The organism is Leptospira licerasiae serovar Varillal str. VAR 010 (assembly GCF_000244755.1).
In the GTDB taxonomy this organism is placed as follows: Bacteria; Spirochaetota; Leptospiria; order Leptospirales; family Leptospiraceae; genus Leptospira_B; species Leptospira_B licerasiae.
The window spans coordinates 1-25,261 of record NZ_AHOO02000006.1 but is presented as its reverse complement, the minus strand read 5'-3'; the positions used below and the strand labels follow the sequence as shown (position 1 = coordinate 25,261).

Here is a 25,261-nt window from a genome sequence, read left to right as displayed (position 1 = left end):
GAGAGACATGTGAGCGAATACGCGGTCAAACTTCCCCAATTTCCTTCTGAAATCCTGAATTCTGCCGCTTCCCGTTTTTATGAATATCTAAGGGTGGAAAAAAATTATTCCCAAAATACCCTAAACGCTTACTTACTGGACCTGAAATCATTTTTCGAATTTTGCCTACAAGAACAGATAGAAATCTACCAATTGGAATCGGTCGATGTTCGTTCTTATTTTGCATTTCTTTCCAAAAACCAAGGTTTGGACAGAAGGACCCAGAGCCGAAAACTTTCCAGCCTTAGAACATTCTACAAAGTATTATTAAAAGATAATTTAGTGTCTGGAAATCCGATCCTTTCGGTTAGTTTTCCTAAAACAAGAAAACAGGTCCCTAAAAATTTCAGGATAGAAGAGACTGAAAGTATTTTAGATTACGAATACGAAAATGAGAACGCATCCGAAATCCTGAACATCAGAGATAAAGCGATCTTAGAAGTATTATATTCTTCCGGACTCAGGGTGTTTGAGTTAGTCGACGCGACTCTAGTTCAATTATCCGCAGATCATACTATCTTAAAGGTCCTTGGTAAAAGAAGAAAGGAAAGATACGTATATTTAGGAAAAGAAGCCATCAAAAGTCTAAATGAATACTTAGATGTGCGTCCTAGATTTCGTCCCAGATCCGATGAAATTTTTCTGAATCAAAAGGGAAATAAACTGACGACCAGAGGGGTTCGTTATATTTTGAACGAGAGAAGGAAAAGAATGGGATGGGACAAACCCATTACCCCCCATAAATTCCGTCACACGTTCGCAACGGACTTACTCGATGCCGGCGCAGATATTCGCGCAGTCCAAGAGCTTTTGGGGCATTCCTCTCTATCCACCACCCAGGTTTACCTGAGCGTGAGTAAGGAAAAGATCAAAGAGGTCTACCGAAAGGCTCACCCACATGCAAGACTCGATAAATCCAAGTAAAATACATGCAACCACGATACTTTGCGTTCGCAAAGGCGGAAAAGTAGCGATCGCAGGCGACGGACAAGTTTCCTTCGGGAACACCGTCATGAAAAACACGGCAAGAAAAGTTCGTAAACTTTACTCTGATAAAATTGTATCCGGTTTTGCGGGTTCGGCAGCGGACGCGTTCACCTTATTCGAACTATTCGAAAAAAAAATACATGAATTCGGAGGAAGTCTTTCCAGATCCGCGGTCGAACTTGCCAGAGAATGGAGATCCGACAGAGCGCTTCGAAGACTAGAGGCAATGCTTATCGTAGCGGATAAGGACGAATCCTTTTTAGTTTCCGGAACTGGAGACGTGATCTCGCCGGATGACGGGATTTTAGCGATCGGTTCCGGAGGGAATTACGCGCTCTCCGCAGCTAGAGCACTGTACAATCATACGAATTTGGAACCTTCCCAAATAGTAAAAGAAGCCATGAATATAGCCGCAGATATTTGTATATATACAAATCATAATATAATTGTAGAGGAAATCGTACAATGAGCGAATCCTTTTCTCAAACGAACGAGACCAAAGTGGGGGATGACGAACTCACTCCCAGACAGATCGTTTCCAAACTAGACGAACATATCATCGGACAAAAGAACGCTAAAAAAGCGGTGGCAATCGCTCTCAGAAACAGAACTAGACGCAGAAAACTAGATCCGGAATTAAGAGAAGAAATTTATCCAAAAAATATTATCATGATCGGCCCCACAGGCGTGGGAAAAACGGAAATCGCAAGAAGACTTTCCAAACTCTGCGGCGCACCTTTTTTAAAAGTAGAAAGTACTAAATTTACGGAAGTAGGTTATGTAGGTCGAGATGTGGAAAGTATCATCCGAGATCTGGCCATGGTTTCCTTAAATCTAGTTAAACAAGAATTCAGAAAAGAAGTGGAAGCAAAAGCGAAGGAAAGAGCGGAAGAAGCTCTGTTGGATATCCTACTTCCATTCCCTGCCAAAACTTCCATCGCAGATCCTCATCCTCCTTCCATTGGATTTTCCACAAACGAAGCGGATGAAGAGAGAGAAAAAAGATTTTTAGAGACCAGAGAGACTATGAGAAAGAAGCTCAAGTCTGGGAAACTAAACGAACAGATCATTGAGATAGATATTCCGCAAGCTGGTCCACAAGGACTTCCTATGCTGCAAGTATTCGGTGCGGGAAACATGGAAGATCTGGACAATCATATCCAAAATGTTTTGGGCGATCTAATGCCTAAAAAACAGAAAAAAAGAAAACTACCGATCACTGAAGCTCTCAAAGTTTTAGAAGAAGCCGAAGCGGAGAAACTTTTAGATCCCGACAAGGTGCAAAGAGAAGCTCAAAAACGAGTGGAAGAAATGGGCATCGTATTTCTAGACGAAATAGACAAGATCGCTAGTAAAGAAGGAAGAGCAGGCGCAGATGTTTCGAGGGAAGGAGTACAGAGAGACTTACTTCCTATCGTAGAAGGCGCGACCGTAAATACCAAGATCGGTCCGATCGTAACGGATCATATTCTGTTCATCGCTGCAGGCGCATTCCATATGTCCAAACCTTCCGATCTTATCCCTGAATTGCAGGGGCGTTTTCCTATCCGAGTGGAACTCGAAAAATTATCCATGGACGACTTCGAAAAGATCTTAACTGCTCCTAGATCTTCTCTAGTGAGACAATACCAAGCGCTACTCGAAACGGACGGGATCAAGATAGAATTTGCACCGGACGGGATCAAAGAGATCGCAAAGATCGCTTATGACATGAACGAAAAGCATGAGAATATAGGCGCTCGTAGATTAAACACCATCATGGAAAGACTCTTAGAAGACCTAAGCTTCGAAGGCCCAGACCTGCCGGAAGATCAGCGGAGCCTAACCATCGATAAATCGGCAGTAGAATCCAAACTCAAAGGAATCGTAGAAGATAAGGATTTAAGCCGCTATATTCTTTAATTCAGAGGCACAAAGCCACGGAGAATTAAGTTTCATACTAAGGCCAAAGCTTTTCAAAACTTCCCTTCGTGACTCTGTGTGAAAAAATCTCTGTGTTCTTAGTTATCTCAACTCTGCGACTTAGCGTCTCTGCGTGCCAAAACCTTTGCGTCTCTTCTAACTCTGCGTCTTAAAACGCCATTTCACGAAGTGCAGTTAAAGGATATCTCATATACACGGTTGTAGTGCGGCTACCTGATGTGATGGTCAGAAGATCCAAAGGATTCAGACCCATAGTATAATAACCTTCGTCGATCATCGCGATACCAAAACCCGCACTTTCTTTTTCATCCAAAAACTCGGGACGGAAGAAATCAGCGGAATTCCCTTGGTCGAACAATTCCTTATGACGAATACGGGATTCTTCAATACGACCAAAATCCATGTTATGGATCGGAGAATCGTTACGGATCCTGAAATTCAGTTCGTCTTTGGTGATCTTGATCTTAACAGAAATTCGCATTCTGTTTTTCTTAAGTTTATAACGTATATCAGTGAGAAATTCTTTCTCTTCGTCTTTTAAGATCTGTTTTTTGGCACGGATCCGATCTTCTAATTGAAGAATACTTTGTACCTGTCTTTTGATCTTGTCCGGGACCACATATCTATGCATCGCATCGCGGAGAGGAGAAGTATCCATGATGATCTCAAGCAGTTCTTCCGCTTCTTCTTGGGTCTCACCAAGCCTTTCTATTTTTTTCAGTAGTTCGTCTCTGAAAATAATATGGCGGATATTTCCTTTGATCGCGTTTAATAATGCCTCCATGAGCCCGCTGAAAAGATGGAATGCAGCGAGAGGGTTGGCGCCGATCTCTTCTAAAAGACCGTTAACGAGTTCGGAAAGAATATCTCTGGTAGGTTTAGTTAGACCTTTCAGTTCTAAATGGAAGAATCTTCTCTGTTTGAGTTCTTCTATATTTTGGAGGATTTGAGCCCCTTTGAGGACAGATTTCTGGTTTGCCATAGGAGGGAACTTAGAAAATTTAGTACAGGTTGGCTTGTGGACTCTATACGGCAAGCTGGTTTTAGAGAGATGGCATCAAAAACCGAAGATTTCGAACTGATCACTCCCGATTTGGGAGACACTGACAAAATCGAACTAGTTCGATGGAATTTTCAGTTGGGAGACCAAATCAATGAAGGAGCAGAAGTCTGCGAACTAGTCACAGATAAGGCTTCTTTTCCGATGGAATCTCCGATTAACGGAATACTTGCGAGAATCGACAGAGAGAAAGGTTCCATCATCAAAAAAGGAGAAATCTTAGGAATGATCCGGAGGAAAGTTTCCGAGTGAAATTGGTCCATTTATCGGACCTGCATTTTCCCGTAGTGCTTCCTTTCATGACTTTGAAAGGTAAGATGATCCCGGGATATATGAATTATACCTTTCGGCGTATGAGAAAGTATCCTCTCTCTCTCTGGGATGCAATCGTTCGAAAAGTACAATCCTTAGATCCGGATGCGATCATTATTTCCGGAGACATCACAAACGTTTCTCATCTGAGAGAATACGAGGAATCTAAAAAGATCCTTGGGCCCTTACTTGGTGAGAAAACATTCATGATCCCTGGAAATCATGATCGATATACTAGCATTGCCGCAGGGAAAAAAGGATCCGAACAACCTTATTACGAAAAATTTTTCTCCACTTGGATGGGGGAAAGTATCCCTCTGCAGAAGGGATACCTGCGGATCAAAAAAATAGGAAAACTAGCACTCGTAGGCTGGGACTCTAATATGCCACTCTCCGTACTAAATGCGTACGGATATGTGGGAGAAGAGATAGTACATTCCACATTGGAATATTTGGAAAAGGAAAAACTGGATCATTATATCCTGATCTGTCATCATCCGATCTGGAATCCTCCGGAACGCCAGGAAACCTCCGGTCATAAAATGAAAAACAGGGAAGAAATCGCGGAACTTCTAAAAAAAAGGCCACCTTTAGCCTATTTGCACGGTCATGTACATTCGAACTGGGTAAAATATCCGGATCCTGAAAAACCGTATTATGTGATCAATTCCGCATCCAGTACCAGAATTTCGGACCGAAGACACCAAAGCGGTTTCCATCTGATGGAATGGAACGAACCACAAATTAATATCAAAAGATTCTCTTTTTCTAATGAAGAAGGAGAATTCACAGAAACACAAACGATCTCATACCAAGAAAAGGAAACAAATGGCCGGTAAACTCCAACCAATCGATATCCAAAGAGAACTAACAAAGATCAAACATCCCGAGCTAAAAAAAGACATAGTGTCTCTCGGAATGATCGGTTCTCTTGAAATCGGAGAAGAAGAAACAAATATCTTAGTCAAAACTCCTAGCCAAGACAGAAGGATACAGATCGGATTAGAAGCGCAGATCCGTCAGACACTTTCTAAAAAAGAAGGAGTCGGAAAAGTTAAAATCAAGTTCGAAGTGGATCCTAAGATGACTTTGGACGATTCCAATAAGATCCTTGGAGTCAAAAAGGTAATCGCGATCGGTTCCGGAAAAGGTGGAGTAGGAAAATCCACAGTCACAGTAAACCTTGCATCTGCAGCAGCTGCAATGGGATACAAAGTGGGAGTGATGGATGCAGATATCTACGGACCTTCTATCGGAAAAATGTTCGGAGTCAACGGTAAGGTCGCGCTCAAAGCAGAAGAAGATAAAATTTATCCGTTAGAAAAAGACGGACTCAAGATCATCTCTTTCTCTTTTTTAATAGAAGAGAAACAACCCGTAGTTTGGCGGGGTCCAATGTTAGGAAAGGCGGTAGAACAGTTTCTGTACGATATCGTCTGGGGAGAACTAGACTTCTTATTTATAGATCTTCCACCGGGAACAGGAGATGTACAATTATCTCTTGCTCAGCTTATAGATTTAGACGGAGCAATTTTGGTTACCACACCACAAACAGTAGCACTTTTAGATGCAAATAGAGCCGCATCTATGTTCCAACAAGTCAAAGTACCGATACTAGGTGTAGTGGAAAATATGAGTGAATTTGTGTGTCCAAATTGTGGACACGCTTCCGCGATTTTTTCCAAGGGCGGAGGTCAAAAATTAGCGGATTCTGCCGATACAAAATTCCTGGGAGGGGTCCCTCTTACTATGGATGTAATGAATGCAGGAGAAGCAGGAAAACCGCTGGTTTTTCAAGAACCTGAAGGAATTATCGCAAAATCTTACAAAAACATACTCCAAAACCTGGCCGAAGAGATAAAAAAGTGGGAATAATACTCTGGGGCCAGTCAGTTAGTACAGAGGGAGGCAAACCGTGAAGTTCGAAAAAGGCACAGAGAAGAATCCATCCGGAAACCTCATAGTATATTGCAACGTTGTTGGAGAGAATCCGCTATTTCCGGGCGGTAAAATTATCGCTTCCAACGTAGTGGTTAGTTTCCTCCGAATCGGAGAGAACTTTCCTGTTGTAACATTTCCTCCCGTCTCGCTGGATAGTTACGAAGATCTAAAAAGGATCATCACAGATCATTACGACAAGTATGATGTGGTAAAGATCAAAGACTTCGAAATGCCTGCAGGCCAAGAAGATTCCAATTCTTATATCAAAGAAAGAATGGATCATTTTGAAAACGTAGTCATTCGATATGTAGAACTATGTAAGAATAGAGAAGGTGGATCTTTCCCTGTTCAGGAAAAAGAACCGGAAGGTGTTAGAGATTATCTGGATGCCTTAGCTAATCTTTCTTTAAAAGTAAGACGCTCCAGCGGGATCGCAAGAGAAGCTTCTCTTCTTCATATGGAAAGATTGGTAGAAACATTCTCCGGAAAACATCCTGAGTTCGATCTTCATAATTTCCGCAAAGCTTTGGAAGTTCCAGGCCAAACCGGAGAAGAGTTAGTCGGGCTGTATCTGCAAAAATTCAACGCGATCTCTTATGAAAGATACGAAGATGCTTCCGATCTGAATAAAAAGATCCAAGCAATCGAATCAGTTAGTCCTTAAAAAATTCGGGACCTTTAGAGTCCCGGACTTTCCTCTTTTTTCCGCAGCTTCAATTCAGTTCTTTTCCGGGTTCCAACGAGGATAAAGATCTATCTCTCTTCCTAAAAGTCTAAAAATCCGAGTCGCCATAAAATCGCCTAAATCCTCTAAACTTTTAGGCATTTGGTAAAAACCCGGAGAAGCGGGGGCGATGATTGCACCCGCATCATGAAGGGCCAGCATATTCTCCAAATGAATTCGATTATAAGGAGTTTCTCTAGGAACTAAGATCAACTTTCTTCTTTCCTTCAAAGTAACGTCAGCCGCTCTTTCGATCAAATTTTCAGTGATCCCAGTACGAATTGCGGCTACAGTTTTCATAGAACAGGGAAGCACCACCATTCCTTCCCAAATATTAGAACCGGAAGCTATATCTGCCCCGATATCTTCGAATTTTCTAAGATGAAATTTATGGATTTGTTTAGGATCCCATTTCTTACGCACAAATTCCAGGACATCTTCTCCTGTTTGCACATTGGTTTCATATTCTTCTTTAAAAACTCGGATAGAAGCAGGGCTCGGAACAAACCATGTCTCTCCCGGAATTTCCATAAGCGCTCTTAAAAACCTGGCCGCATAGATGGAGCCACTTGCTCCAGCCATTGCGAGTACCAATCTTAATGGTTTTTCTTCGCTCATCTCTAAAACCTGGAAAAGAGAGAAATTAAGTTTGGACCTGTTTCGGCGAGAATTCCTAAAAAGATCACAAGAGAGATCCAAGAATGGATCTGATAAAAGTTAGGTGGGAAGTTTCCGTCCTTATTCTCTGAAGCAATCTTTTGCTCTCTAAACAATAGATATGCTACAAATACCAAAAACGCCCAAAAAACATCTTGGAAACCGGCGTACCATGCGGCCAAGGCAAGAAAAGAAACGGAAAGAACATGAGAAATTCTTGATATGATAAATGAATTCTTTTCTCCGAAACGTACCGGAACGGAATGTAGTCCTTCTTTCTTATCAAATTCCCTATCTTGCAAAGCGTATAGAATATCAAAACCGGCCAGATTGAATGCTAAGCCTAAGGTCCAGAATCCTGCGATCCAGGAAAATTCTTCTCTGATTGCGATCCATGTTGCGAGAGGAGCAAGACCGATCGTCAATCCAAGATAAAAATGGCATAAAAAAGTAAAACGTTTCGTATAAGAATAAGTTAATAGAAGAAAAAGAGTAGGGAAGGAAAGATAAAAGGAAAGAGGATTTAAGAACCAACTTCCTATAAAGAATACAAGCGCTGAAACAATGACAAAAGTTATCGCCATAAAATCAGAGATCTGTCCGCTCGGGATTTCTCTATTTGCCGTTCTAGGGTTCTTAGCATCGATATGGCGATCCGCCCATCGATTAAATCCCATTGCGGCACTCCTTGCTCCCACCATACAGACCAAGATCCAAAACAATTTTTGGCCCATTACTATAAGAGAAAGACTTGGCTCTTGTAAGATCGCGAGAACGAATGCGATCCCTGCAAACGGAAGAGCGAATAAGGTATGGGAGAATTTTATAAAACGACCGTATTTACCTAAAGAGGCAAGAGTATTGGAAGCCATCAGAGGAAGTCTCGTAGAATACTGTTAGTTAGAAAACAGATTTTTTAGAACCAAAACGAAAATGGATGATTTTTTGACCTCCAGAAGAAATCCTCGTATCTATGATCCAAAACACGGATACCAGGCCGAATCCAAACGTTTCTTCCGAAGAGATCGATTCTTTGTTAACTGAGATCGTATCTTCTAACGAACTTCATTTTAAATGGTTAAACACTCTTTCTCTTTTGGAACATATCGGTTCTCGCAAAATTCATACGAGTCAATCCGGTGCCGCACTCTCCGAAATGGTCTTAAGACATGCTTCGGAGGAAGCAAGACATGCCGCTTATTTTAAAAAATTAGCGTTAAAAATAAAACCTTCGAGCACTCAAAATTTCGAAAAGGATTCCTTACTCTGCGGATACTCTGCAGTTTCCTATTTCCAAAAATTAGATCTTTCCGTAGAAAGATCTTTTAAAGCGGAAAATTTTCCAAAACATACAAAATCCTTCCTTTGCTATCTATATGTCACAAAATTAATAGAAGAAAGAGCGGGGTTAATCTACGAAACTTATGACCAAATTTTGGACCAAAAGAATATCGGGATTTCCGTAAAAGGTATCATCAAGGAAGAAGAATCCCATCTTTCCGAAATGGATTCCCAACTTTCCAAAATGGATACTAAATTCGAATATAGAACATCTGAATTTAGGGAAAAAGAACAAAAACTTTTCCAAAAGTACTTTCAAAATTTAAGAAAAGAAGTTTTTCAATACTCTAACTCCAAATGAATTTTATCCCGAAATTCGAGATCAAAAAATTAGGCGCGCTAATTGTTTTAGCGGTCCTAATTGTTTTAGGACCTTCTCTCCGGACTCAGTCATCTTCCTCGGAAAGAAAAGATTCTCCTATAGGATTAGTGGTTTATTGCCCGTTACAATCCGAAAAAGAAACTCCATTTGATTTCGAAAGAACTTTAGGTATTTGGTATAAAAGATACAAACAGCAAAAGATCCAAGAAGGAGGAGGGGCAATCCTACTTGTCTCTGCCCCTTATTTACCTAAAACTTCAAACGAAGTCGAAAGACTAAAAAAAAGTTTAGGTGCAGAGATCATCTTTACGGGCCATCATTCTGTACTTCCACAAAAGGAAATTGCCAAAACTTCTAATAAAAAGCCAAAAAAGAAGAAGATAGTAAAACGAAAAAATAAAGAGACCGATAGCACGGCAACTAAAGCAAATCCGGAGCAACCAGAGAAATTGGCTCCTACAACCCAGGAAGATCCAAAACCGAAAATACAAACTCCGGAAACCAAAACAAAAGTTTCTAAGAAGAAAAAATCCAAGAAGAAGGCGCCTAAACTTGCCGCTAAAAAGCAACCTGTGATCCCTCCCGGAATTTTAACCGTACAGGAAGAAGGTGGACTGAACTTCGTATTCTATTCTCCTTCTTTGGAATCACTACAAGAAGATGAAAAAAAACCGTCTTATTGGACCTCCGATTTTAAGACCCAATTCTCTAAAACCTCCGAATCGCAAATATTCCATTTCTTACTCGCCCAAGATCCGAGCGAAAAACCAAAAGAAGATCCGAACCAGATCGCAGAAGGATTAGCCAATTTTAAAAAGGAACTTTCGGACACCTTGCCTTCTATCGTTCTTTTATCTTCTCCACGAGCTTTGCGTTTTTTTAATGGAGAGTATAGCTTTGGATGCGGGGCCACTCCCGATTCTTTAAAGATCAGTGTTTTAGAGTTATTTTTTAGGAACGGAAGACTGATCCGGATAAATGAAGAAGTCCAGACCTTAAATTCCAAAGAATCGAATAAGTCCTGGATCTTAGAATAAGGACTTCATATTTCAATCTGTAAATCTAAACGAATTTACAGATTCTCTTTCTTTCAAAAATTGACTGTATGAGCTTGAATTGCGGGATCGTAGGACTTCCAAACGTAGGAAAATCAACCATATTTAACGCATTGACCAAGGCAGGTGCCGAAATGCAAAACTATCCGTTTTGTACGATCGAACCGAACAAAGGTATTGTAGAAGTTCCGGACGCAAGACTGGACAGGCTCGTAGAAATTTACAAACCCCAAAAGAAAGTTCCTGCAATCATGGAATTCGTGGATATCGCAGGACTTGTAAAAGGAGCGAGCCAAGGGGAAGGTCTTGGAAATAAATTTCTCTCTCATGTCCGTGAAGTGGATGCGATCTGTCATGTGGTCCGCGCATTCGAAGACGAAAATATCACTCACGTCCACGGCAAAATCGATCCGGTGGAAGACGCACAAGTAGTCACCATGGAACTCATTTTTGCGGATCTAGAATCCGTCGAGAAGCAGTACCAAAAAATTTCCAGAAACGCAAAAGCAGGAAATAAAGAAGCGCAAGAAGCTTCCGCACTTTTAGATAAGATCATGGCTGTTTTGAAAGAAGGAAAACCTGCAAGACTCGCTGATATCAAACCGGAAGAACAAAAATTAGTAAAAACATTCAACCTGATCACTTCTAAGCCGGTTCTTTACGTGGCAAATATTACGGATAAAGCCGCCATCGCTAAAGAAAATCCGATCGTGGAATCGGTAAAAAAAATGGCCCAAGCAGAAGGTGCGGAAGTCGTTACTCTCTGCGGAAAATTTGAAGAAGAAATTTCAGGTCTGAGTAAAGAAGAACAATTAGAATTCTTAAGCGAGATCGGAGAAACAAGCAGTGGATTAGACAGAATGATCCAAGCTGCTTATAAACTTCTGGGACTTGTGACATTTTTCACGGCTGGAGAAGTAGAAGCGAGAGCCTGGACCACAGGGGTGGGAAGCACTGGTCCGATCGCAGCATCCGTAATCCACTCAGATTTCGAAAAAGGGTTTGTTCGCGCAGAAGTAATGAAGTTCGAAGACCTTGATAGAACAGGAAGCCCGAACAAAGTAAAAGAAGAAGGCAAACTCAGGATAGAGGGAAAAGAATATATCGTTCAAGATGGAGACGTTATATTCTTTAGAGTAAACGCTTAGGTACGTTTACCGCTACTTTCTTTACGATAAGAATTCGGATTAGTTCCGGTTAACTTTTTGAATTCCAGATAGAAAGCCGACCTGGAACTAAATCCAGCCTTTGCACCTATCTCGGTTGTGTTCTCGTCCGGGAACTGGTTCAATAGAACCTTAGCTTCTTCTACCCTATATTGATTGATCAAAGATGGGAAATTGGTCTTAAATTCTGTATTAATCAACTCGGAAAGCTGATGGATATTGATCCCAAGTTCTTTGGCCATATGTTCTTCTTTCAGAGACTTGGTCAGATAGATTTTTTCTTTTTCCAACAAAGATTCTATTTTTGTCACAAAATCTTTCACATCCAAGGAAGACAGATGCGTTTTACGGTTGGAACCTTCTTCTTCTTTTTTTCTCAATATCTCTCTGGATAATAAGGATACGAACACGGTCAAAGGGGGAAGATAATACAATACCCCATATACTGCCATTCTGTTATAAGGATAGAAATCGAAATGGAAAATCGTTTTGTATAGGTCCAGAAGGAGGAAAATCCCCCAAACTGAGATAAAGAACATTTCGTAGATAGTGTTGTTGCGTATGGAAGAAATATGTGTCTTTCCGAAATAGAACAGCATACATCCGTAATTCAGTACTAAGACTAAGATCCTATGATCGTACCAGAATTGGTAAAGCGGGATAAGAGGATACAAGATCCCTGCAAAACAAACCAACCAGAAAAACGGAGATCTATAGACTACACCTGAATTTTCCTTATTCCAAGCTGCCAAATAGAAGAAGAAAGCTATATGAGTGATCCCTAAAAACAGGAAATAATTATGACGGAATAGGTTGTTCTCATTTCCTACAATGGAGGCAAACTCCTTTCCATGTAAAAAATATAGCGTGGCGCCCACTGAGATCAGATGCAAAGGCAAGGCCAAAAATAATGCCTTTCTACTTTTGAAATACAGATATAAATTATAAACAAACGCCAATAAAAGTACGAATCCTACGCTTAAAAACAAAACCGATCGCAATCTTACGATTACCATATAATCATCTTCCGATAATAATCGAACCGGATAGTTGATATCCTCGTTGGATAGTACATAAAGGTAGAAGGTTCTTTCTTCCTTAGGCTCCAAACGTATATTGAAGTGAGGAAGTGGAGAAATAAAATCGTTCCAGATGGGATCCAGATCGTAACCAGCAAAACCCGCCTCGAAATTTCCTTTGGAATCCACAGAACAAAGTTCCGCATCCGGAACATTCAACCAAAATAAGACCAGAGTCCGATGAAGTTGCTCCTTTCCATCATTGGAAAGCTTGAATCTAAGCCAATTTCCGGATTGGCTTCTTTTTAAACGTAAAACATTACCGGCATTATGATGCCATTCTAACTGGTACAAAGAGGAAATTGTTTCCGGCTTACAATGGCGGAACTGGTATCCCCTGTACCTATATTCCATTTTTGAGCTGATGTTCTCTACAGGGGAAGAAGGGGTTAAACGAATGATATCCGCAGAGGGAAGAGTGGGGGCTGCGCTTAAAAAATTTACTCCAATGGCACCTAAACAGAATAGAATCAGAAATCGAAAATATACATTAGAGTAGAAAGGATTTCGGACCCTGTAACTGGATTTTTTCATTTAAGCCTAATACCAGAGAATCCCTTTCCAGGTAGGATACCAGGTATTTTTCCCCAGTCATCTTATTTTTTGCCAAAAACAATACGCAGGTCGAATTTCGTTCAAAATTATAAGAAATTCCAAAAACCTAAATTCATCTATCTAACTTTATAATCTTGGAATTTTTTAAGCCGAACGGTCGGACGAATTTTCAGAGGTATTAATGTGCTTGGAATAGAGGGGCATTGATTAGTTTTTTCTATGAATCTCATAGAAAAAACTAATTCAAATTTCATTTCTAAATTAAACCTAAAGTATGATGCCAGGCTGTCATTAACTCCACAATTTCCAATTCTTCTGCTGATAAATTAAGCACAAAAAGTCCAAAGGTATAATTCCTAGAAAATTTTTACTAAATCAGAATTTTTTAGTGTCCAATTTTATAAGTTTGGAAGGTCTTGTATTATATAAGTTCGTCTCCTACTTAGGAAGGGAACTAAAAAAGTCGGGAAACCTGGACAACAAAACCCGAGGAGAAAAAACCAAATGGCAGATTCGGCGATTATACAGAACATACTTAACCCACCAGTACTGTTCTTCTTTTTAGGAATGGGAGTCATCATCTTCAAATCGGATTTGGTGATCCCTGAGGCTCTTTCGAAATTCTTTTCGATGTATTTACTTTTCGCGATCGGATTCAAGGGAGGCCACGAGCTTTACAAGACACCTTTTAGTTCCGAACATGCATTGACTCTATTGGCATGTAGCGTAATGGCCACTTTGGTGCCGATCTACGCGTATTATATTCTTAAGATCAAATTAGAGAAGCATAACGCCGCCGCCTTGGCTGGATCTTTTGGATCGATCAGTGCGGTAACCTTCGTAACTGCAGGCGCTTATCTTCATAATTTAAACATCGAATACGGTGGTTTTATCGTAGCCGGTATGGCTCTTATGGAGTCTCCAGCGATCGTAATCGCGGTTATCCTGGACAGACTTTCCAAAAATAAAGCAAACGGCGGCGGATCTATCAACTGGAAAGCACTTCTTCACGAAGCGCTATTTGGATCTTCCATCTATCTTTTAGTAGGCGCTTTGATCGTAGGTTACCTGACTGGAGACAGCGGCTGGAACGCAGAGAAACCGTTTACCGAGGATTTATTCAAAGGAATCCTAACATTCTTCCTTTTAGATATGGGAATTTCTGCGGCAAAAAGATTCAAAGAACTTACCCACGTAGGATTCTTCCTGATCGCTGCTGCGATCATATTAATGGTGATCAATGCAAGCGTTGGCTTACTTCTTACTAAATTAATCCATATGCCGGAAGGTGATGCGCTGATGTTCGTAGTTCTTTGTGCTTCCGCTTCTTACATCGCTGTTCCTGCAGCAATGAAGGACATGATCCCGGAAGCAAATCCGAGTATTTATCTTACGGTGGCATTATCCATTGTATTCCCGATCAATATCATCCTCGGAATCCCATTGTATCACTACTTAGTTAAAGCTATCATGTAGGGTATTTTATTTCCCTCCGGGAGTTTTTCTCGGAGGGTTTATTTTTGCTTAATTAAAAAAAACGTAAAATTCTTTGGACAATCCCCAAAACTTGGGGATTTTGTATCCGGTTTTAAATTTTAGAATGAATTTCTAATATTTGGGACAAATAAAACGCGGAGAACCCATATGAAACCACTTCAATTTATAAAGATAATCTACCAAATTCGATCGATTCGCAAAATAAGCTTTATTTTGTTGTTTTTGGCGGTCGGATCTCAAAGCGTATTCTCTCAAGGAGCCAATAAAGGCACCGTAACTGCGGAACCTGCTCCAACTCCAACAACTGCAACCCCTCAAAAAACTATGGCGGAGGAGGAAGACAGTTATGTTTCTACAATGAAATCCAGCGGTTTAACTCCTGATTTTACAAGAAGTACTTTTTTCGAGCCTGAGCTAGGCAAAAAAGTAGCAAACCGTAAAAAAGCATGGTTGAACGACTGGATCAGAATAGGCGCCTATATTCGCCCTAGATACGAGGACCGCTATAACCTAGCATTCGATAAATCGAATAAAGGTTATACCTCCAGAGCGATGCAGACCTCTCAGGTATTTTTCATCATCGATCCAAGTCCTTATTTCTCGGCAAAAGTTACATTCCAAGACGCGAGAGTTTGGGGAGGAGAAACCCCGGCAAGCGTAGGCGACGTTCGTGCGAACGTTTTTGATGGAGCGGGAGCAACTACAACTAGTAATCCTGCTGCGGGATCCGGGACCACTATTCCAAGCCAAACTACCCTCCGAGAAGCTTTTATTATTTTGAAAAAACTTCCTTTGGATGCTAAGGTTCAAGTAGGTAGACAAATTTTAGCCTATGGCGATCAGAGATTACTTGGTGGTGCCAACTGGACGATGAACGGTTTGTCTTACGATGGAGCGCGTATTATGTTCGATCAGGACAATTACAAAATCCATTTCTTCGGGACTAAGATTGCGGCCAACCAGAACGGAGTGAACGGAGTGCTTTCGGCAAGTGCACCTATTACTATCACTGATCCGGTTACTAAAAAATCAACTGTAGTGAATCCTGGGCAGCCTGATCAGTACATTGTAGGAACTTATAATTCCGTAACCGCAAAAGATTGGTTCACTTTGGACGTTTACTCCATCGGCCTTTTGACAAAAAAGACAGCGATTGCTGGGGCTAAATCGGATCTAGATCTTTATAATAACTCTTGGGCAAAACAGCAAAGTGACCTGATCACTACGGGATTCAGGATCACAAACAGGACTGCAAATAACAACCTTCCAAAAGACGGATTCTGGGGAGCTTGGGATTGGGCATTCGAAAGCGCTTGGCAGAGTGGCGCCACCGGACAAAGAAACGTAAAAGATCCTCTTTTAGATTCTTACGTTCAGCAGAATATTGCGGGATTGTCAGGACAAAGTTACGGCACCCAAGCCCAAAAATATTCAGGATCCATGCACATCTTGCAAACCGGTTATACTTTCTTTGAAAAGTTAAGAGCAGGTTTCCAATATACTTACGCATCCGGCGATAATAACCGTACGGATGGAAGTAACGGAACCTTCCAAACTCTTACGAACCCAAGATTCGGAGTGTTTCCTTATTGGAATAACGTCTCAGGTCTATCAGAAAATATTGATACTAAAAACTTAAGTTCTTATAACTTCAATTTTTCATATAAGACCGACCATTACGGAACATTCTATGCCGCTTATATCATCAATAACAAGGTCCAAACTCAGGATGCATGGTATGCGATCAATGGAACTGCAAACACTGGAGCTTCCACAGAAAGTAACGGTGTAGGACAAACCACCATCTCCGTAGGCGGAACTGGAAAGAATATTTACAACGAGTTCGACTTAACTTGGATGTACGTCGTAAATGATTACGTTTCTATCTGGATCGGAGGCGGTATCTTAACAGCAGGGAATGCTGTTAAAAATCAGAGAAACGCTCTCTATCACTACAATCTTCAACCTGTTGGAACTGAATCCGCAGGTCTTCATCTAAACACAGGAGTTGCAACAGGAGCGAACGGAACAGCCTCTCAGGCTCATATGTTCTTCTTCCAAGTAAACGCAGGCTTCTAAAAAAGGAACACGTATGACAGTATTGGCTTATCTATCCGTCATAACTTCTCTGCTTGCACCTTTCCTAATAGGGAATGTGCTCGGAGTCGATTTTTTCGGGAAAGATAGTTCGATCGGTCTTGGGTTATCTCTCCAAGCGATATTAGGCAGCTTCATAGCCGTATATGTATACGGTTATGAAAAAGAAAGAAAGGCGTTAGTCATTTTTGGCTACGCCATTTTTTTCCTGAGCACAGGGATTTGTTACCTGGTAGGAAAAAGTCTATGGCTCATTCTCTTCTGGGAATTATCTACAATAAGCGCCTTTCTTCTTTATATTGGAGGCAAATGGAATGATGCCTCCATTCGAAGTTTTGTTGCGTTAGTCGCTGCGGGAGGGATCGGCGCCTTCTGTTTTACGTTCTGGATCTTTTCGAATGATCCAAGATCGGGGCTATTCTTCCTGATCTTGGGACTTCTGATCAAGTCCGCATTTTTTGGGGTCCATTTCTGGTTGCCGGAAGCTCACGCAGGAGCGCCTGCTCATGCTTCCGCAGCTTACTCAGGATTATTAGTCAATCTTCCTCTGGTATTATTTTCCAAATTCGCTCTTCCACTTTTACCTGGAACCTATTACGCAGCCGTGCTAATACCGTTAGCCGGAATCGGAGTACTCTGGGCTGGGATCACTGCATTATTCAGCAGAGAAGTTAAAAAATCCATCGCATATAGTACTGTGGAAAATATGAACTTTTTGTGGTTGAGCTTACTTCTCTCTGCTTATTGGCAAGCCAGTGAGCAGGAAAGTTTAAGAATGCTTAGCAAGGCATTTGCGGTCCTTTTCCTGATCTCTTTGGTTCACCACAGCATCAGCAAAACATTCCAATTCTTATTTTTCGGATACCTCACTAAATTATCCGGCAGATCCGGAGCGGATGAAAACACGGGGATAGGAAGGATCAGTGGAATTCCTACATTCCTAGCTGCAATCGGAACTATGAGTTTTCTTGCCATTCCCGGGACTACTGGTTTCTTATCAGAATCCACATTTATCAAATTATTATCCGCGGTTTTAGAAGTTGCGGATACTAGTGCGGCACTTGTTCTTCCTCTCCTAATTTTAGTCTGCACCGGTTTAGCAGTGGGGGCAGCCGCTCACTTAAAACTTTTCTTAGGACTTGTTCTTTCAAGACCGCGCACAAATTTTGAAGACCATGGAAAGAATACGACGATCAGCGTTTCCTTATTCTTAACCGGCGCCCTGGTATTGATCTCACCTTTGATCATTCTTAGCCTCACAAACTATTATGCGGTGAGAGTAGAATGGTTGGATTTTTCCTGGTTCAGAGGGATCGGGATCTTGAACGTAATCGGCCTAGTTATACTGTTAAGCGTAGGGTTGTTAGGACTCAGGCATAAGATCAAAGAGAGAAAACTGTGGGATTGTGGCGGCTTATTCGGCGGATCGGAAGTGGCGATCACGAGTTCGGCTCTTTCCGATCCGCTAGCCGCTCCGTTAGGTAGATATTTCGCCGACAAAGCGGGCAATTCCAGATTGGACAAAGGATTCATTAAAATTTTATTAAGAATACTCTCTTCTTTGAAAGCTAAGATCAGAGGTGCAGATGATGAATCCATCTCGGTGGACTTAACTTATTCTTCTTTCACTGTCTTATCAATTTTGATCGTAATCATCATCGTTCGTCTTGCGGAGGGAGACATATGGTCACAGCTACTTTCTTATTTGGCATTCTGATCCAGATTTTAGCCTTTATATCTCTTCCGTTCTTATGCGGTGGTATTCTCCAAAAGATCAGAGCGTACGCTCAAGGTAGAAAAGGTGCGCCGGTTCTACAGGTGTTTTACGATACCGTTAGAATGATCAAAAAAAGTCCGATAGACGGTCCTTTCTCTGGATTTTTCTCGGAAAGTTCCGCGATATTCGCTTTTGCTTTCGGATTGGTTTTATGGTCTTTGGTCTCGTTCGAATGGGCTTCTTTATTATTGATTCCGTTTTTGATCGGAATGATCCGATTTGCAACCGTGGCGTATGCTGTGGAAAACGGGACTTCTTTCGGTGGAATGGGAGCGGCAAGAGAAACTCTTCTTTTCATTTTCGGCGAACCGATCCTGATCTTAGTGCTCGTAGTATTAGAATCCAACGTAGTATTCCATGAAAACTTCGCACATATTTCTTTTGCGATCCTATTTTTCCTGGGAGCCACATTGATCGTCCTTTCCGAACTCGCCAAACCTCCATTTGACGATCCAAGAACTCACTTAGAGCTTACGATGGTACATGAAGCGATGTTATTAGAAGCTTCCGGAAGAACTAGAGCATTTTTCGAACTGGCTCACCAATTTAAAACGGCTTCTTTGTTCTTACTTCTGACCAAACTAGGATTGGAACATGTTGAAGTTTTTTTAGGTGTGTCTTCCGTTCCCATCTGGAAAGAAATAGCCTCCTTCGGTGGGGCAATTCTTCTTTCGGCCTTAATCGGTTATTGGGAAGCAAATAGTACCAGAAGAAAATGGATCTGGATCCCGGAATTACTAGGATTAAATTTTATCTTCATGCTAATCTTGGGAATTCTTCTGAAGCTAGGTAAATAAATATGAGCGCAGACGTTAGTTATCTTATCATTTTACTGACCGGTGTGGTCATACTTTTAGAAAACAGGCTCAAGAGGGTAGTTATCCTTTTGGGAGTTCAGGGTTTTCTTTTACTTCTACCTCTTTATCAAGAAGAGAGCGGTGACGGATTCCATTCTATTTTTTTGGCAGGTATGGTAATCGTATTCAAAGGGATCTTAACCCCCATCATTCTATTTTGGACTGCAAGAAGAATACATTCTCCTGAATCAACTTTTCCTAAAGTAGGGTATCTTCCGACACTCGCTCTCTTGTTTGCGGGGGCGGCTGCATGTTATTTCTTCATGGACATAGTTTCAGCATTCTTCGGAAAATCCCATCAATACGGTTTATTATATGTCCTTCTCCTGATCTATATCGGAGTGATCGGTTTTATTGTCAGAAGGAACTGGATCGGAGTAATCGCATGTTTCAGTATTTTTGAGAACGGAACATTCTTACTGACACTACTTCTAAAATCGGGAGTACCAATAGGAAGCGAATTCGGATCCTTCTTGGATGCAGTTTTGATCCTCGGAGCCGGTGCGGCTCTTAGGATCAACAGCGAACAATATAAGGGGGAAACTTCCAGATGAACTTCGATATTCTTTTAGGGATCGGAGCAGGAGTCTTCGTCCTAATTTTTCTGACCTACGTTTTAGCTCCTACAAAGAACCAGACCAATTTACTTTTCTGGTCCATACTGCTTATTATCTGTGCCGCGATCAATTTTGCGGTCTGGATCATACGGGATTGGAACGAAGAAGTTACTACATTACAATGGGTCTTGATAGAAGCGACCACCTTCGTAGGTGCGTTACTCATCTCTTCCAGTAGAACAGTAAAATCGTTTCCGATCGCCTGGAAGTTTTTATTGATCAACTCTTTCGGATTAGGTATCGCATTCTTAGGGATCATACTCATCCGTTCTTCTTTGCATGTGATCAATCAGCCTATTGAATTTTTAGCGGCAAATTCTTCCTCACATCCTGAAATCATTTGGGTGGAGATCGGCCTTTGGCTCGCCATCTTCGGATACACCGCTAAACTCGGGCTTTTCCCAAATCATGTTTGGATAGAGGATACGTATGGAGAAAGTCCTACTCAGGTCTCTTCCTTACTTTCCTCGTTCATTCCGGTCTCCGTTTGTTTTGCACTTAGACCTTTCGTTCACCTAGATCATCAACTTTTCCCGCATACTTTCAGTGGCGCGGACGGTTTACTGGTTTTAGGGATATTAACTATTTTCTTAAGTATTTTCGCAGTATATGATCGAGACGATATCAGAAGAATTTCCGCAAAAGTAGCTCTTTTTCATACCGGAGCCTTAGCGGTCTTTCTTTGGATGGACTTAAGCGATACCGCATTCCTTTTCATGATGGCGACTAACTTGGTAGTTAAATCACTTTTATTCATCAGTATGGGGATCGTAAGAATGGATGCAGGAAAAAGAGAGCTTCACAAGATCATACAGGCGGATTCAATCAATAAACCTGCTTTGTCCCTATTCATTCTTGCGCTCTTCTTAGCTTTTGTAATGCCAGGATCGCCGATATTCGTGACGGATATAATTTTGATCAAAGCAGGACAGATAGGCGGGAAAGCGTTCGTGATATTAGTTCCGATCTTAGGGATCGTATTCTTCGGAGTTATGTTATACAAACTTGCACCACTGTTGAATATCAAAGGAAGACCTTTTTCAAAAGATCATTCCACAATTCTTAGGATCAGAATGACCAACGGATTTTTCCTACTTCTACTTCTTCTCAGCACTGGATGCTGGGGATTTTACCTTCTATTACAAGGTGTATTATGAAAAACGTTACCGGAATTTTTCACACTTCGGAAACGAAACAAACTCATCGTTTCTGGCTAACTCGGGAAGGAATACAGAAGGAAACTCTTTCTAAAACCGCGGAAAAAAGTTTGTATGAGGATCATTCCAACCCGATTTGGGTCCTCAGACATAGCTTCGGAACAAATCAAGGACCTGAAGATTATTCTTCTATGGATTACGAAAGATATCTGTCTCAGGATAGAAAACATCTTCTCGAAAAATTCCTGACTAAGTCTGGGATCAAAGACTTGGTCTATAGAGGGATCAACGTTCCTGTTCCGAATTCATACTATTCACATGCAGTGGGACCTATCCATGCAGGTGTGATCGAACCCGGACATTTTCGTTTTATAGTAGAAGGAGAAGAAATCCAAAATTTGGATATTCGTCTTGGTTTTCAAAAAAGAGGCCTTCTCGAAAAGATGAAAGGCCTAAACAAGGATTCTATTTCTCCTTACGCAGAGGCAATTTCTGGTGATTCTACGATCGCATATGCAATCGCATTCAGCAAAGCATTCGAAGAAGCCCACGGTATCCAAGTTCCGGAAGAAGTAAATTTCGCAAGAACAGTCTTATTGGAAATAGAAAGGATAGCGATACATATCGGAGATATGGGAGCAATAGCGGGTGACGTAGGTTATTATCCGCTACAGGGCGTATGCGCGATGCAGAGAGGAGTTCCACTCGGAGTAATGGAAGCCCTTACAGGTTCTCGTTTCGGAAGGGGAGCATTAAGCCCCGGAAAAGTAAGACTGAAAAAAGAACTTACCGAATCCGTCTTAACTGATTTGGCAAAAAGGATCCAAGACGTTACTTCCGATGTGGCAGGTCATTTCGAGAGAGCTGCAGACAAATCCACTAATAGGGAAAGACTGCAGATCTGCGGAGTACTCACTCATAAACAACTCAAAGATCTAGGCTTCGTCGGTATGGTGGAAAAATGTACAGGCCATTCCAGAGATCTTCGCCATCATGATCCTAGCTATTCCCTCGCAGGAGAATCCATTAGTTTGGATCTAGATGCAGGCCAAATGACCGGAGATGCCTGGGCTAGATTCTATCTTCGTTACGAAGAATTGAAGAATAGTGGACGTTGGCTGACTAAAGCAATCCCAGTATTAAGAAATTTTCATAAAGCATACGAAAGTTTCGAAAAAACGAAAGTTTCCAAAGCGAAACCGGGAATATATTTCGGTTCGGTGGAAGGTTGGAGAGGCCCGGTCTTAGTTTCCTTCTCTCTAAATTCTTCCGGAGACATTTCAGAAGCCTATGTGAGAGATCCTTCCGTTCTGAACTGGCATGCCTTGGAACTTGCAGTCAGAGGGGAGAATATCGGGGACTTTCCTCTGAATAATAAATCTTTCAACCTCAGTTATGTGGGAGTGGATCTATGAAACAAATCCAAGAAATCATAAACATATTTCGTCCGGCTAAAAATCTAAATTACGAAAAAATGGGGCCTACAAATCCGAATGCGAGAGGTATCCCTGTACCATCTTCTAAGAAAGGTTTCCATCTGGATAAATCGATAGAGAAGGTTTGTCCGACAGGGGGATTAAAAGTATTATCTTCCAAGGAAGTTACTTTCGATTACGGTGCATGTTTGCAGTGCGGTCATTGTGTGGAGGCTTCTTCAGGACAATTGGAAAATTCCGGTTTTGTTCACGTATATTCCGTAAACAGAGAAGCATTAAAAGTACGTTATGTAGATGGAGTTCCGGCTGCATACGAGGAAGAAGTTTCCGAAAACGTAAAACAATTCCGAAAGATCACCAAAAATACTGGCTTCCAATACAGAGAAGTGGCGGCAAGCGGGAATAACGCAACTGAAGCCGAGATAAACGCAAGTTTTAACGCTGTTTTTGACAGCGAAGCAAGTATGGTAAGAGTGGTTGCTTCACCCAAACATTCGGATGCAGTCGTATTTGCAGGTCCAGTCGGGCAAAATATGGAAATTCCTCTGCAAGTCGCCTGGGACACAACTCCAGGACCAAAGGCGCTGATCGCCTGCGGAACCGAAGCTGTTTCAGGCGGATTATTCCAAAGAGGAAAATTGCCTAAAGAACCGGACCTATTCATTGGAGGAGATCCTCCTAGGCCGGATGTAATCGTAAGCGCATTCCGATATTTAATGGGCAAGAAGAAGTTCTCCTTTAGAGAAGAACTTTCTAAATTCATTTCGGAACGACGCTCTAAATCTTAAATCTCTTTTGGAAGATCGTTTTACGTAGAAGTGATCATTTCTCCTGCGTAAAACGCTTCCTTCGTTTTTAAACCAATTCCAGAAAACTTATCTTCTCCGTTTATATCGGAGATCACATCTGTAGGATAAGAGATCCTTGGATCCAATTTTGTATGGATCGGATAAAATCTTTTTTGATCCAGATAAGAATATGTGGTCAAGATCACCACTTCTTGGTTTTGAAAAACCGTCTCCAAATTACGCACCATCGTATTTACTCTTGAAGAAACGTTCTCGTTAAAATCTTCCCAACTCCTCAATTCTCCGGATATTTCCACATTCAAATGGATAATAGCGGGGTAGGGTTTGGGATCATTCTGCCTGTTCCTTTCCAAAACTTTTTTGGCAACGAGTAGTGCATCCGTATCATCCCCTCTCCCCGTTTTGACCAGAACAGCTTTGTTTCTCTGTAATAGTTCGAAACCTTCTCCGTAACAGATCAACTCTTCCGCATGGTCCAAATGTTTCCAACGTTCTTCCGCAGCTAATTTGGAAAGCTTACGCTTTTGGTTCAATGTGTAAGCGACATTCCAGATAATTTGATATAACAGACTAGGCAGAAGCGTAGGAGGGAGATCTTGAATCCCAGAAAGTTTTTGATAGACAGCGAGAAATAGATCAGGCTGTATCAATTTTTGAATTTCAATCTCTCCCGAAGAAATGATCGCGGAAATTTCACGTATCAAGAACGACTTGAGAGATAGAGACGTCTGGAAATCGGCATAAAAATCAGGAACCTTTCCTGAAAACAATTCTTCCGGAGTCTTAAACCCTACATTTTTGGAAATTGCAGGATCTTTAATTTGGTATTTTAAAAAAGCAGAATGAAATATTTCAGAAGGTTCGTTAAAACCGAAATTTGTAACGATTTCCTGGGAATCCACGATCGTCCCATTTTCAAATATCAAAGTTTCAGACATCAGATCCGTGTTTGTGATCCCTTCGATCACATAAAGTTGTTCTTTCGGAAAAACTTTCCTGACTGCTTCCGCCTGTTCTTTGATAGCGGCGCGGGCAGCTTCTTCATTCCCTCCGTGTGCGGCACAACCTAAGCCGGGAATATCGGATCTATGCATATATGCAATGAACAACGCTGGTACCCCTGGTGTGTTGCATAACGCGTCATTTACAACCCTATCAATACGGTTCCAAAACCAAAAATTATTCAAGTTAGTGGAAACAATGTTCCCGTCCGTTCTACCGAACCGTATCGTAGTGACAGGATACCCTTTTAACTTGCTTCCGTGAACTCGTCCGTCTATACATTTGGTGACCAGCACCTTAGGAGCTCTTAAACTAAATTCACGGATCACATGTTTCATTCTGTGGATCGTTTCAGATTGCAGAACATTTTCTTTTAAATATTGATCTATGTATTCTTTTGCCGGTCCCAATTGAATTCTCCTATCTTTAAGTCCGTAGAATACTTTCCCAATCCAGCAAACTTCTCTTTATAATTCTAAAATAATATAATACACGTCCCTTGGAAATCTATTTATGAGACAGAAGAATGGTCATAAGTTGAATAAAAATAGATGCATTCATTTTAACTTTTTCAGCTTATATTCAGTATATTTACATCCGAAGTCGCTGCTCCAAAAATCCAAAAAAAAAGATAAAAACCGAAGTAAATGAATACAAAAGTTATTTGACCGGTTGAGTGACGTAATTAATATGGTCTTTACGCCTGAAGGAGAACGACTCGGGAGAGAGAGTTTCTTTGGGGATCTTAAAAGATCTTTGAAAACATATAGAGTAGCGTGACCCGCGAGATTTTTTACCTAAAGATCTCGCATTAAGATGGTTTTAACCGAATCATCTTAACCCGAAAAAAT

The 25,261-nt window shown here is 41.3% G+C and carries 23 protein-coding genes; 18 read left to right on the top strand and 5 right to left on the bottom strand.

Annotated elements, in window-relative coordinates; genetic code table 11:
* Nucleotides 1-9 precede the first annotated feature (9 nt).
* The 3 genes from LEP1GSC185_RS08375 to hslU are packed head-to-tail and all read left to right on the top strand — an operon-like array spanning nt 10 to nt 2,928.
* On the top strand, nt 10-963 hold the full coding sequence (locus tag LEP1GSC185_RS08375) for a tyrosine recombinase XerC (RefSeq protein WP_008590675.1): 954 nt from the start codon (nt 10-12) through the stop codon (nt 961-963).
* Nucleotides 938-1,495: an ATP-dependent protease subunit HslV gene (gene hslV, locus LEP1GSC185_RS08370; RefSeq protein WP_008590152.1), complete on the top strand. Its 558-nt coding sequence runs from the start codon at nt 938-940 to the stop codon at nt 1,493-1,495. The genes LEP1GSC185_RS08375 and hslV overlap by 26 nt, the downstream gene beginning before the upstream one ends.
* Nucleotides 1,492-2,928 (top strand): ATP-dependent protease ATPase subunit HslU, encoded by a 1,437-nt coding sequence (hslU, locus tag LEP1GSC185_RS08365; protein ID WP_008591039.1) that lies wholly within the window; start codon nt 1,492-1,494, stop codon nt 2,926-2,928. The genes hslV and hslU overlap by 4 nt, the downstream gene beginning before the upstream one ends.
* 169 nt (nt 2,929-3,097) lie before the next feature.
* On the opposite strand, the gene LEP1GSC185_RS08360 is transcribed toward hslU, so the two are convergent.
* The gene (locus tag LEP1GSC185_RS08360; protein WP_008590606.1) at nt 3,098-3,931 is read right to left on the bottom strand and encodes a hypothetical protein; all 834 of its coding nucleotides are present in this window, start codon (nt 3,929-3,931) and stop codon (nt 3,098-3,100) included.
* 69 nt (nt 3,932-4,000) lie between these two features.
* On the opposite strand from LEP1GSC185_RS08360, the gene LEP1GSC185_RS08355 reads away from it, so the two are divergent.
* Genes LEP1GSC185_RS08355 through LEP1GSC185_RS08340 form a run of 4 tightly spaced genes read left to right on the top strand, consistent with a single transcriptional unit; the run spans nt 4,001 to nt 6,926 of the window.
* Entirely contained in the window at nt 4,001-4,261 is a 261-nt protein-coding gene (locus tag LEP1GSC185_RS08355; RefSeq protein WP_008591380.1) for a lipoyl domain-containing protein, read from the top strand.
* Nucleotides 4,258-5,160 carry a metallophosphoesterase family protein gene (locus tag LEP1GSC185_RS08350; protein WP_008590735.1) on the top strand — a complete coding sequence of 301 codons (903 nt, stop codon included), beginning with the start codon at nt 4,258-4,260 and terminating at the stop codon, nt 5,158-5,160. The genes LEP1GSC185_RS08355 and LEP1GSC185_RS08350 overlap by 4 nt, the downstream gene beginning before the upstream one ends.
* Nucleotides 5,150-6,196 (top strand): Mrp/NBP35 family ATP-binding protein, encoded by a 1,047-nt coding sequence (locus LEP1GSC185_RS08345; protein WP_008589639.1) that lies wholly within the window; start codon nt 5,150-5,152, stop codon nt 6,194-6,196. Before LEP1GSC185_RS08350 ends, LEP1GSC185_RS08345 begins: the two co-directional genes overlap by 11 nt.
* A 40-nt stretch (nt 6,197-6,236) precedes the next feature.
* On the top strand, nt 6,237-6,926 hold the full coding sequence (locus LEP1GSC185_RS08340) for a hypothetical protein (protein ID WP_008589784.1): 690 nt from the start codon (nt 6,237-6,239) through the stop codon (nt 6,924-6,926).
* Between the two features lie 54 nt (nt 6,927-6,980).
* Here the strand turns inward: LEP1GSC185_RS08340 and LEP1GSC185_RS08335 are convergent, their stop codons facing one another.
* Both LEP1GSC185_RS08335 and LEP1GSC185_RS08330 read right to left on the bottom strand, forming a co-directional pair.
* Entirely contained in the window at nt 6,981-7,604 is a 624-nt protein-coding gene (locus LEP1GSC185_RS08335; protein WP_008590223.1) for a UbiX family flavin prenyltransferase, read from the bottom strand.
* 2 nt (nt 7,605-7,606) lie between these two features.
* Nucleotides 7,607-8,515, bottom strand: a complete 909-nt coding sequence (locus tag LEP1GSC185_RS08330) for a UbiA-like polyprenyltransferase (RefSeq protein WP_008589848.1) — start codon at nt 8,513-8,515, stop codon at nt 7,607-7,609.
* 101 nt (nt 8,516-8,616) lie between these two features.
* Here LEP1GSC185_RS08330 and LEP1GSC185_RS08325 point away from each other — a divergent pair, with 101 nt between their 5' ends.
* The 3 genes from LEP1GSC185_RS08325 to ychF all read left to right on the top strand — a co-directional run bounded on the left by LEP1GSC185_RS08325 (nt 8,617) and on the right by ychF (nt 11,509).
* Nucleotides 8,617-9,285 carry a hypothetical protein gene (locus LEP1GSC185_RS08325; RefSeq protein ID WP_008590007.1) on the top strand — a complete coding sequence of 223 codons (669 nt, stop codon included), beginning with the start codon at nt 8,617-8,619 and terminating at the stop codon, nt 9,283-9,285.
* A complete protein-coding gene (locus LEP1GSC185_RS08320) occupies nt 9,282-10,343 on the top strand; it encodes an LIC11612 family fibronectin-binding protein (RefSeq protein WP_008589615.1) in 1,062 nt (353 codons plus the stop codon). The genes LEP1GSC185_RS08325 and LEP1GSC185_RS08320 overlap by 4 nt, the downstream gene beginning before the upstream one ends.
* Nucleotides 10,344-10,411: 68 nt before the next feature.
* A complete protein-coding gene (ychF, locus tag LEP1GSC185_RS08315; protein ID WP_008591240.1) occupies nt 10,412-11,509 on the top strand; it encodes a redox-regulated ATPase YchF in 1,098 nt (365 codons plus the stop codon).
* On the opposite strand, the gene LEP1GSC185_RS08310 is transcribed toward ychF, so the two are convergent.
* Entirely contained in the window at nt 11,506-13,140 is a 1,635-nt protein-coding gene (locus LEP1GSC185_RS08310) for a helix-turn-helix domain-containing protein (protein ID WP_008590329.1), read from the bottom strand. The genes ychF and LEP1GSC185_RS08310 overlap by 4 nt on opposite strands.
* Nucleotides 13,141-13,665: 525 nt before the next feature.
* Between LEP1GSC185_RS08310 and LEP1GSC185_RS08305 the strand changes: the two genes are divergently transcribed.
* The 8 genes from LEP1GSC185_RS08305 (at nt 13,666) to LEP1GSC185_RS08270 (ending at nt 23,387) form a co-directional block, all read left to right on the top strand.
* Nucleotides 13,666-14,637, top strand: coding sequence for a sodium-dependent bicarbonate transport family permease (locus tag LEP1GSC185_RS08305; RefSeq protein ID WP_008589958.1), 972 nt, complete (start codon nt 13,666-13,668; stop codon nt 14,635-14,637).
* Between the two features lie 168 nt (nt 14,638-14,805).
* A complete protein-coding gene (locus LEP1GSC185_RS08300) occupies nt 14,806-16,737 on the top strand; it encodes an alginate export family protein (protein WP_008590941.1) in 1,932 nt (643 codons plus the stop codon).
* A gap of 13 nt (nt 16,738-16,750) precedes the next feature.
* Entirely contained in the window at nt 16,751-18,472 is a 1,722-nt protein-coding gene (locus LEP1GSC185_RS08295; RefSeq protein WP_008589598.1) for a proton-conducting transporter transmembrane domain-containing protein, read from the top strand.
* Nucleotides 18,439-19,329 (top strand): NADH-quinone oxidoreductase subunit H, encoded by an 891-nt coding sequence (locus LEP1GSC185_RS08290; RefSeq protein ID WP_008590958.1) that lies wholly within the window; start codon nt 18,439-18,441, stop codon nt 19,327-19,329. The genes LEP1GSC185_RS08295 and LEP1GSC185_RS08290 overlap by 34 nt, the downstream gene beginning before the upstream one ends.
* Before the next feature lie 2 nt (nt 19,330-19,331).
* Nucleotides 19,332-19,943 carry a hypothetical protein gene (locus LEP1GSC185_RS08285; protein WP_008591101.1) on the top strand — a complete coding sequence of 204 codons (612 nt, stop codon included), beginning with the start codon at nt 19,332-19,334 and terminating at the stop codon, nt 19,941-19,943.
* Nucleotides 19,940-21,163 (top strand): proton-conducting transporter transmembrane domain-containing protein, encoded by a 1,224-nt coding sequence (locus tag LEP1GSC185_RS08280; protein ID WP_008589971.1) that lies wholly within the window; start codon nt 19,940-19,942, stop codon nt 21,161-21,163. The genes LEP1GSC185_RS08285 and LEP1GSC185_RS08280 overlap by 4 nt, the downstream gene beginning before the upstream one ends.
* Complete coding sequence (locus LEP1GSC185_RS08275) at nt 21,160-22,578, top strand: hydrogenase large subunit (RefSeq protein ID WP_008590731.1); 1,419 nt, start codon at nt 21,160-21,162, stop codon at nt 22,576-22,578. Before LEP1GSC185_RS08280 ends, LEP1GSC185_RS08275 begins: the two co-directional genes overlap by 4 nt.
* Entirely contained in the window at nt 22,575-23,387 is an 813-nt protein-coding gene (locus tag LEP1GSC185_RS08270; protein ID WP_008590259.1) for an NADH-quinone oxidoreductase subunit B family protein, read from the top strand. Before LEP1GSC185_RS08275 ends, LEP1GSC185_RS08270 begins: the two co-directional genes overlap by 4 nt.
* Nucleotides 23,388-23,407: 20 nt before the next feature.
* Here the strand turns inward: LEP1GSC185_RS08270 and LEP1GSC185_RS08265 are convergent, their stop codons facing one another.
* Nucleotides 23,408-24,820, bottom strand: a complete 1,413-nt coding sequence (locus LEP1GSC185_RS08265; RefSeq protein ID WP_008591675.1) for a hypothetical protein — start codon at nt 24,818-24,820, stop codon at nt 23,408-23,410.
* Nucleotides 24,821-25,261 lie beyond the last annotated feature (441 nt).

Coding starts and splice junctions, on each gene's coding strand:
- hslV (WP_008590152.1), top strand. CDS start 938: ATGCAAGACTCGATAAATCCAAGTAAAATACATGCAACCACGATACTT.
- LEP1GSC185_RS08330 (WP_008589848.1), bottom strand. CDS start 8,515: ATGGCTTCCAATACTCTTGCCTCTTTAGGTAAATACGGTCGTTTTATA.
- LEP1GSC185_RS08270 (WP_008590259.1), top strand. CDS start 22,575: ATGAAACAAATCCAAGAAATCATAAACATATTTCGTCCGGCTAAAAAT.
- LEP1GSC185_RS08280 (WP_008589971.1), top strand. CDS start 19,940: ATGAACTTCGATATTCTTTTAGGGATCGGAGCAGGAGTCTTCGTCCTA.
- LEP1GSC185_RS08300 (WP_008590941.1), top strand. CDS start 14,806: ATGAAACCACTTCAATTTATAAAGATAATCTACCAAATTCGATCGATT.
- LEP1GSC185_RS08275 (WP_008590731.1), top strand. CDS start 21,160: ATGAAAAACGTTACCGGAATTTTTCACACTTCGGAAACGAAACAAACT.
- LEP1GSC185_RS08305 (WP_008589958.1), top strand. CDS start 13,666: ATGGCAGATTCGGCGATTATACAGAACATACTTAACCCACCAGTACTG.
- ychF (WP_008591240.1), top strand. CDS start 10,412: ATGAGCTTGAATTGCGGGATCGTAGGACTTCCAAACGTAGGAAAATCA.
- LEP1GSC185_RS08325 (WP_008590007.1), top strand. CDS start 8,617: ATGATCCAAAACACGGATACCAGGCCGAATCCAAACGTTTCTTCCGAA.
- LEP1GSC185_RS08335 (WP_008590223.1), bottom strand. CDS start 7,604: ATGAGCGAAGAAAAACCATTAAGATTGGTACTCGCAATGGCTGGAGCA.
- LEP1GSC185_RS08355 (WP_008591380.1), top strand. CDS start 4,001: ATGGCATCAAAAACCGAAGATTTCGAACTGATCACTCCCGATTTGGGA.
- LEP1GSC185_RS08345 (WP_008589639.1), top strand. CDS start 5,150: ATGGCCGGTAAACTCCAACCAATCGATATCCAAAGAGAACTAACAAAG.
- LEP1GSC185_RS08285 (WP_008591101.1), top strand. CDS start 19,332: ATGAGCGCAGACGTTAGTTATCTTATCATTTTACTGACCGGTGTGGTC.
- hslU (WP_008591039.1), top strand. CDS start 1,492: ATGAGCGAATCCTTTTCTCAAACGAACGAGACCAAAGTGGGGGATGAC.
- LEP1GSC185_RS08360 (WP_008590606.1), bottom strand. CDS start 3,931: ATGGCAAACCAGAAATCTGTCCTCAAAGGGGCTCAAATCCTCCAAAAT.
- LEP1GSC185_RS08295 (WP_008589598.1), top strand. CDS start 16,751: ATGACAGTATTGGCTTATCTATCCGTCATAACTTCTCTGCTTGCACCT.
- LEP1GSC185_RS08310 (WP_008590329.1), bottom strand. CDS start 13,140: ATGAAAAAATCCAGTTACAGGGTCCGAAATCCTTTCTACTCTAATGTA.
- LEP1GSC185_RS08290 (WP_008590958.1), top strand. CDS start 18,439: ATGGTCACAGCTACTTTCTTATTTGGCATTCTGATCCAGATTTTAGCC.
- LEP1GSC185_RS08320 (WP_008589615.1), top strand. CDS start 9,282: ATGAATTTTATCCCGAAATTCGAGATCAAAAAATTAGGCGCGCTAATT.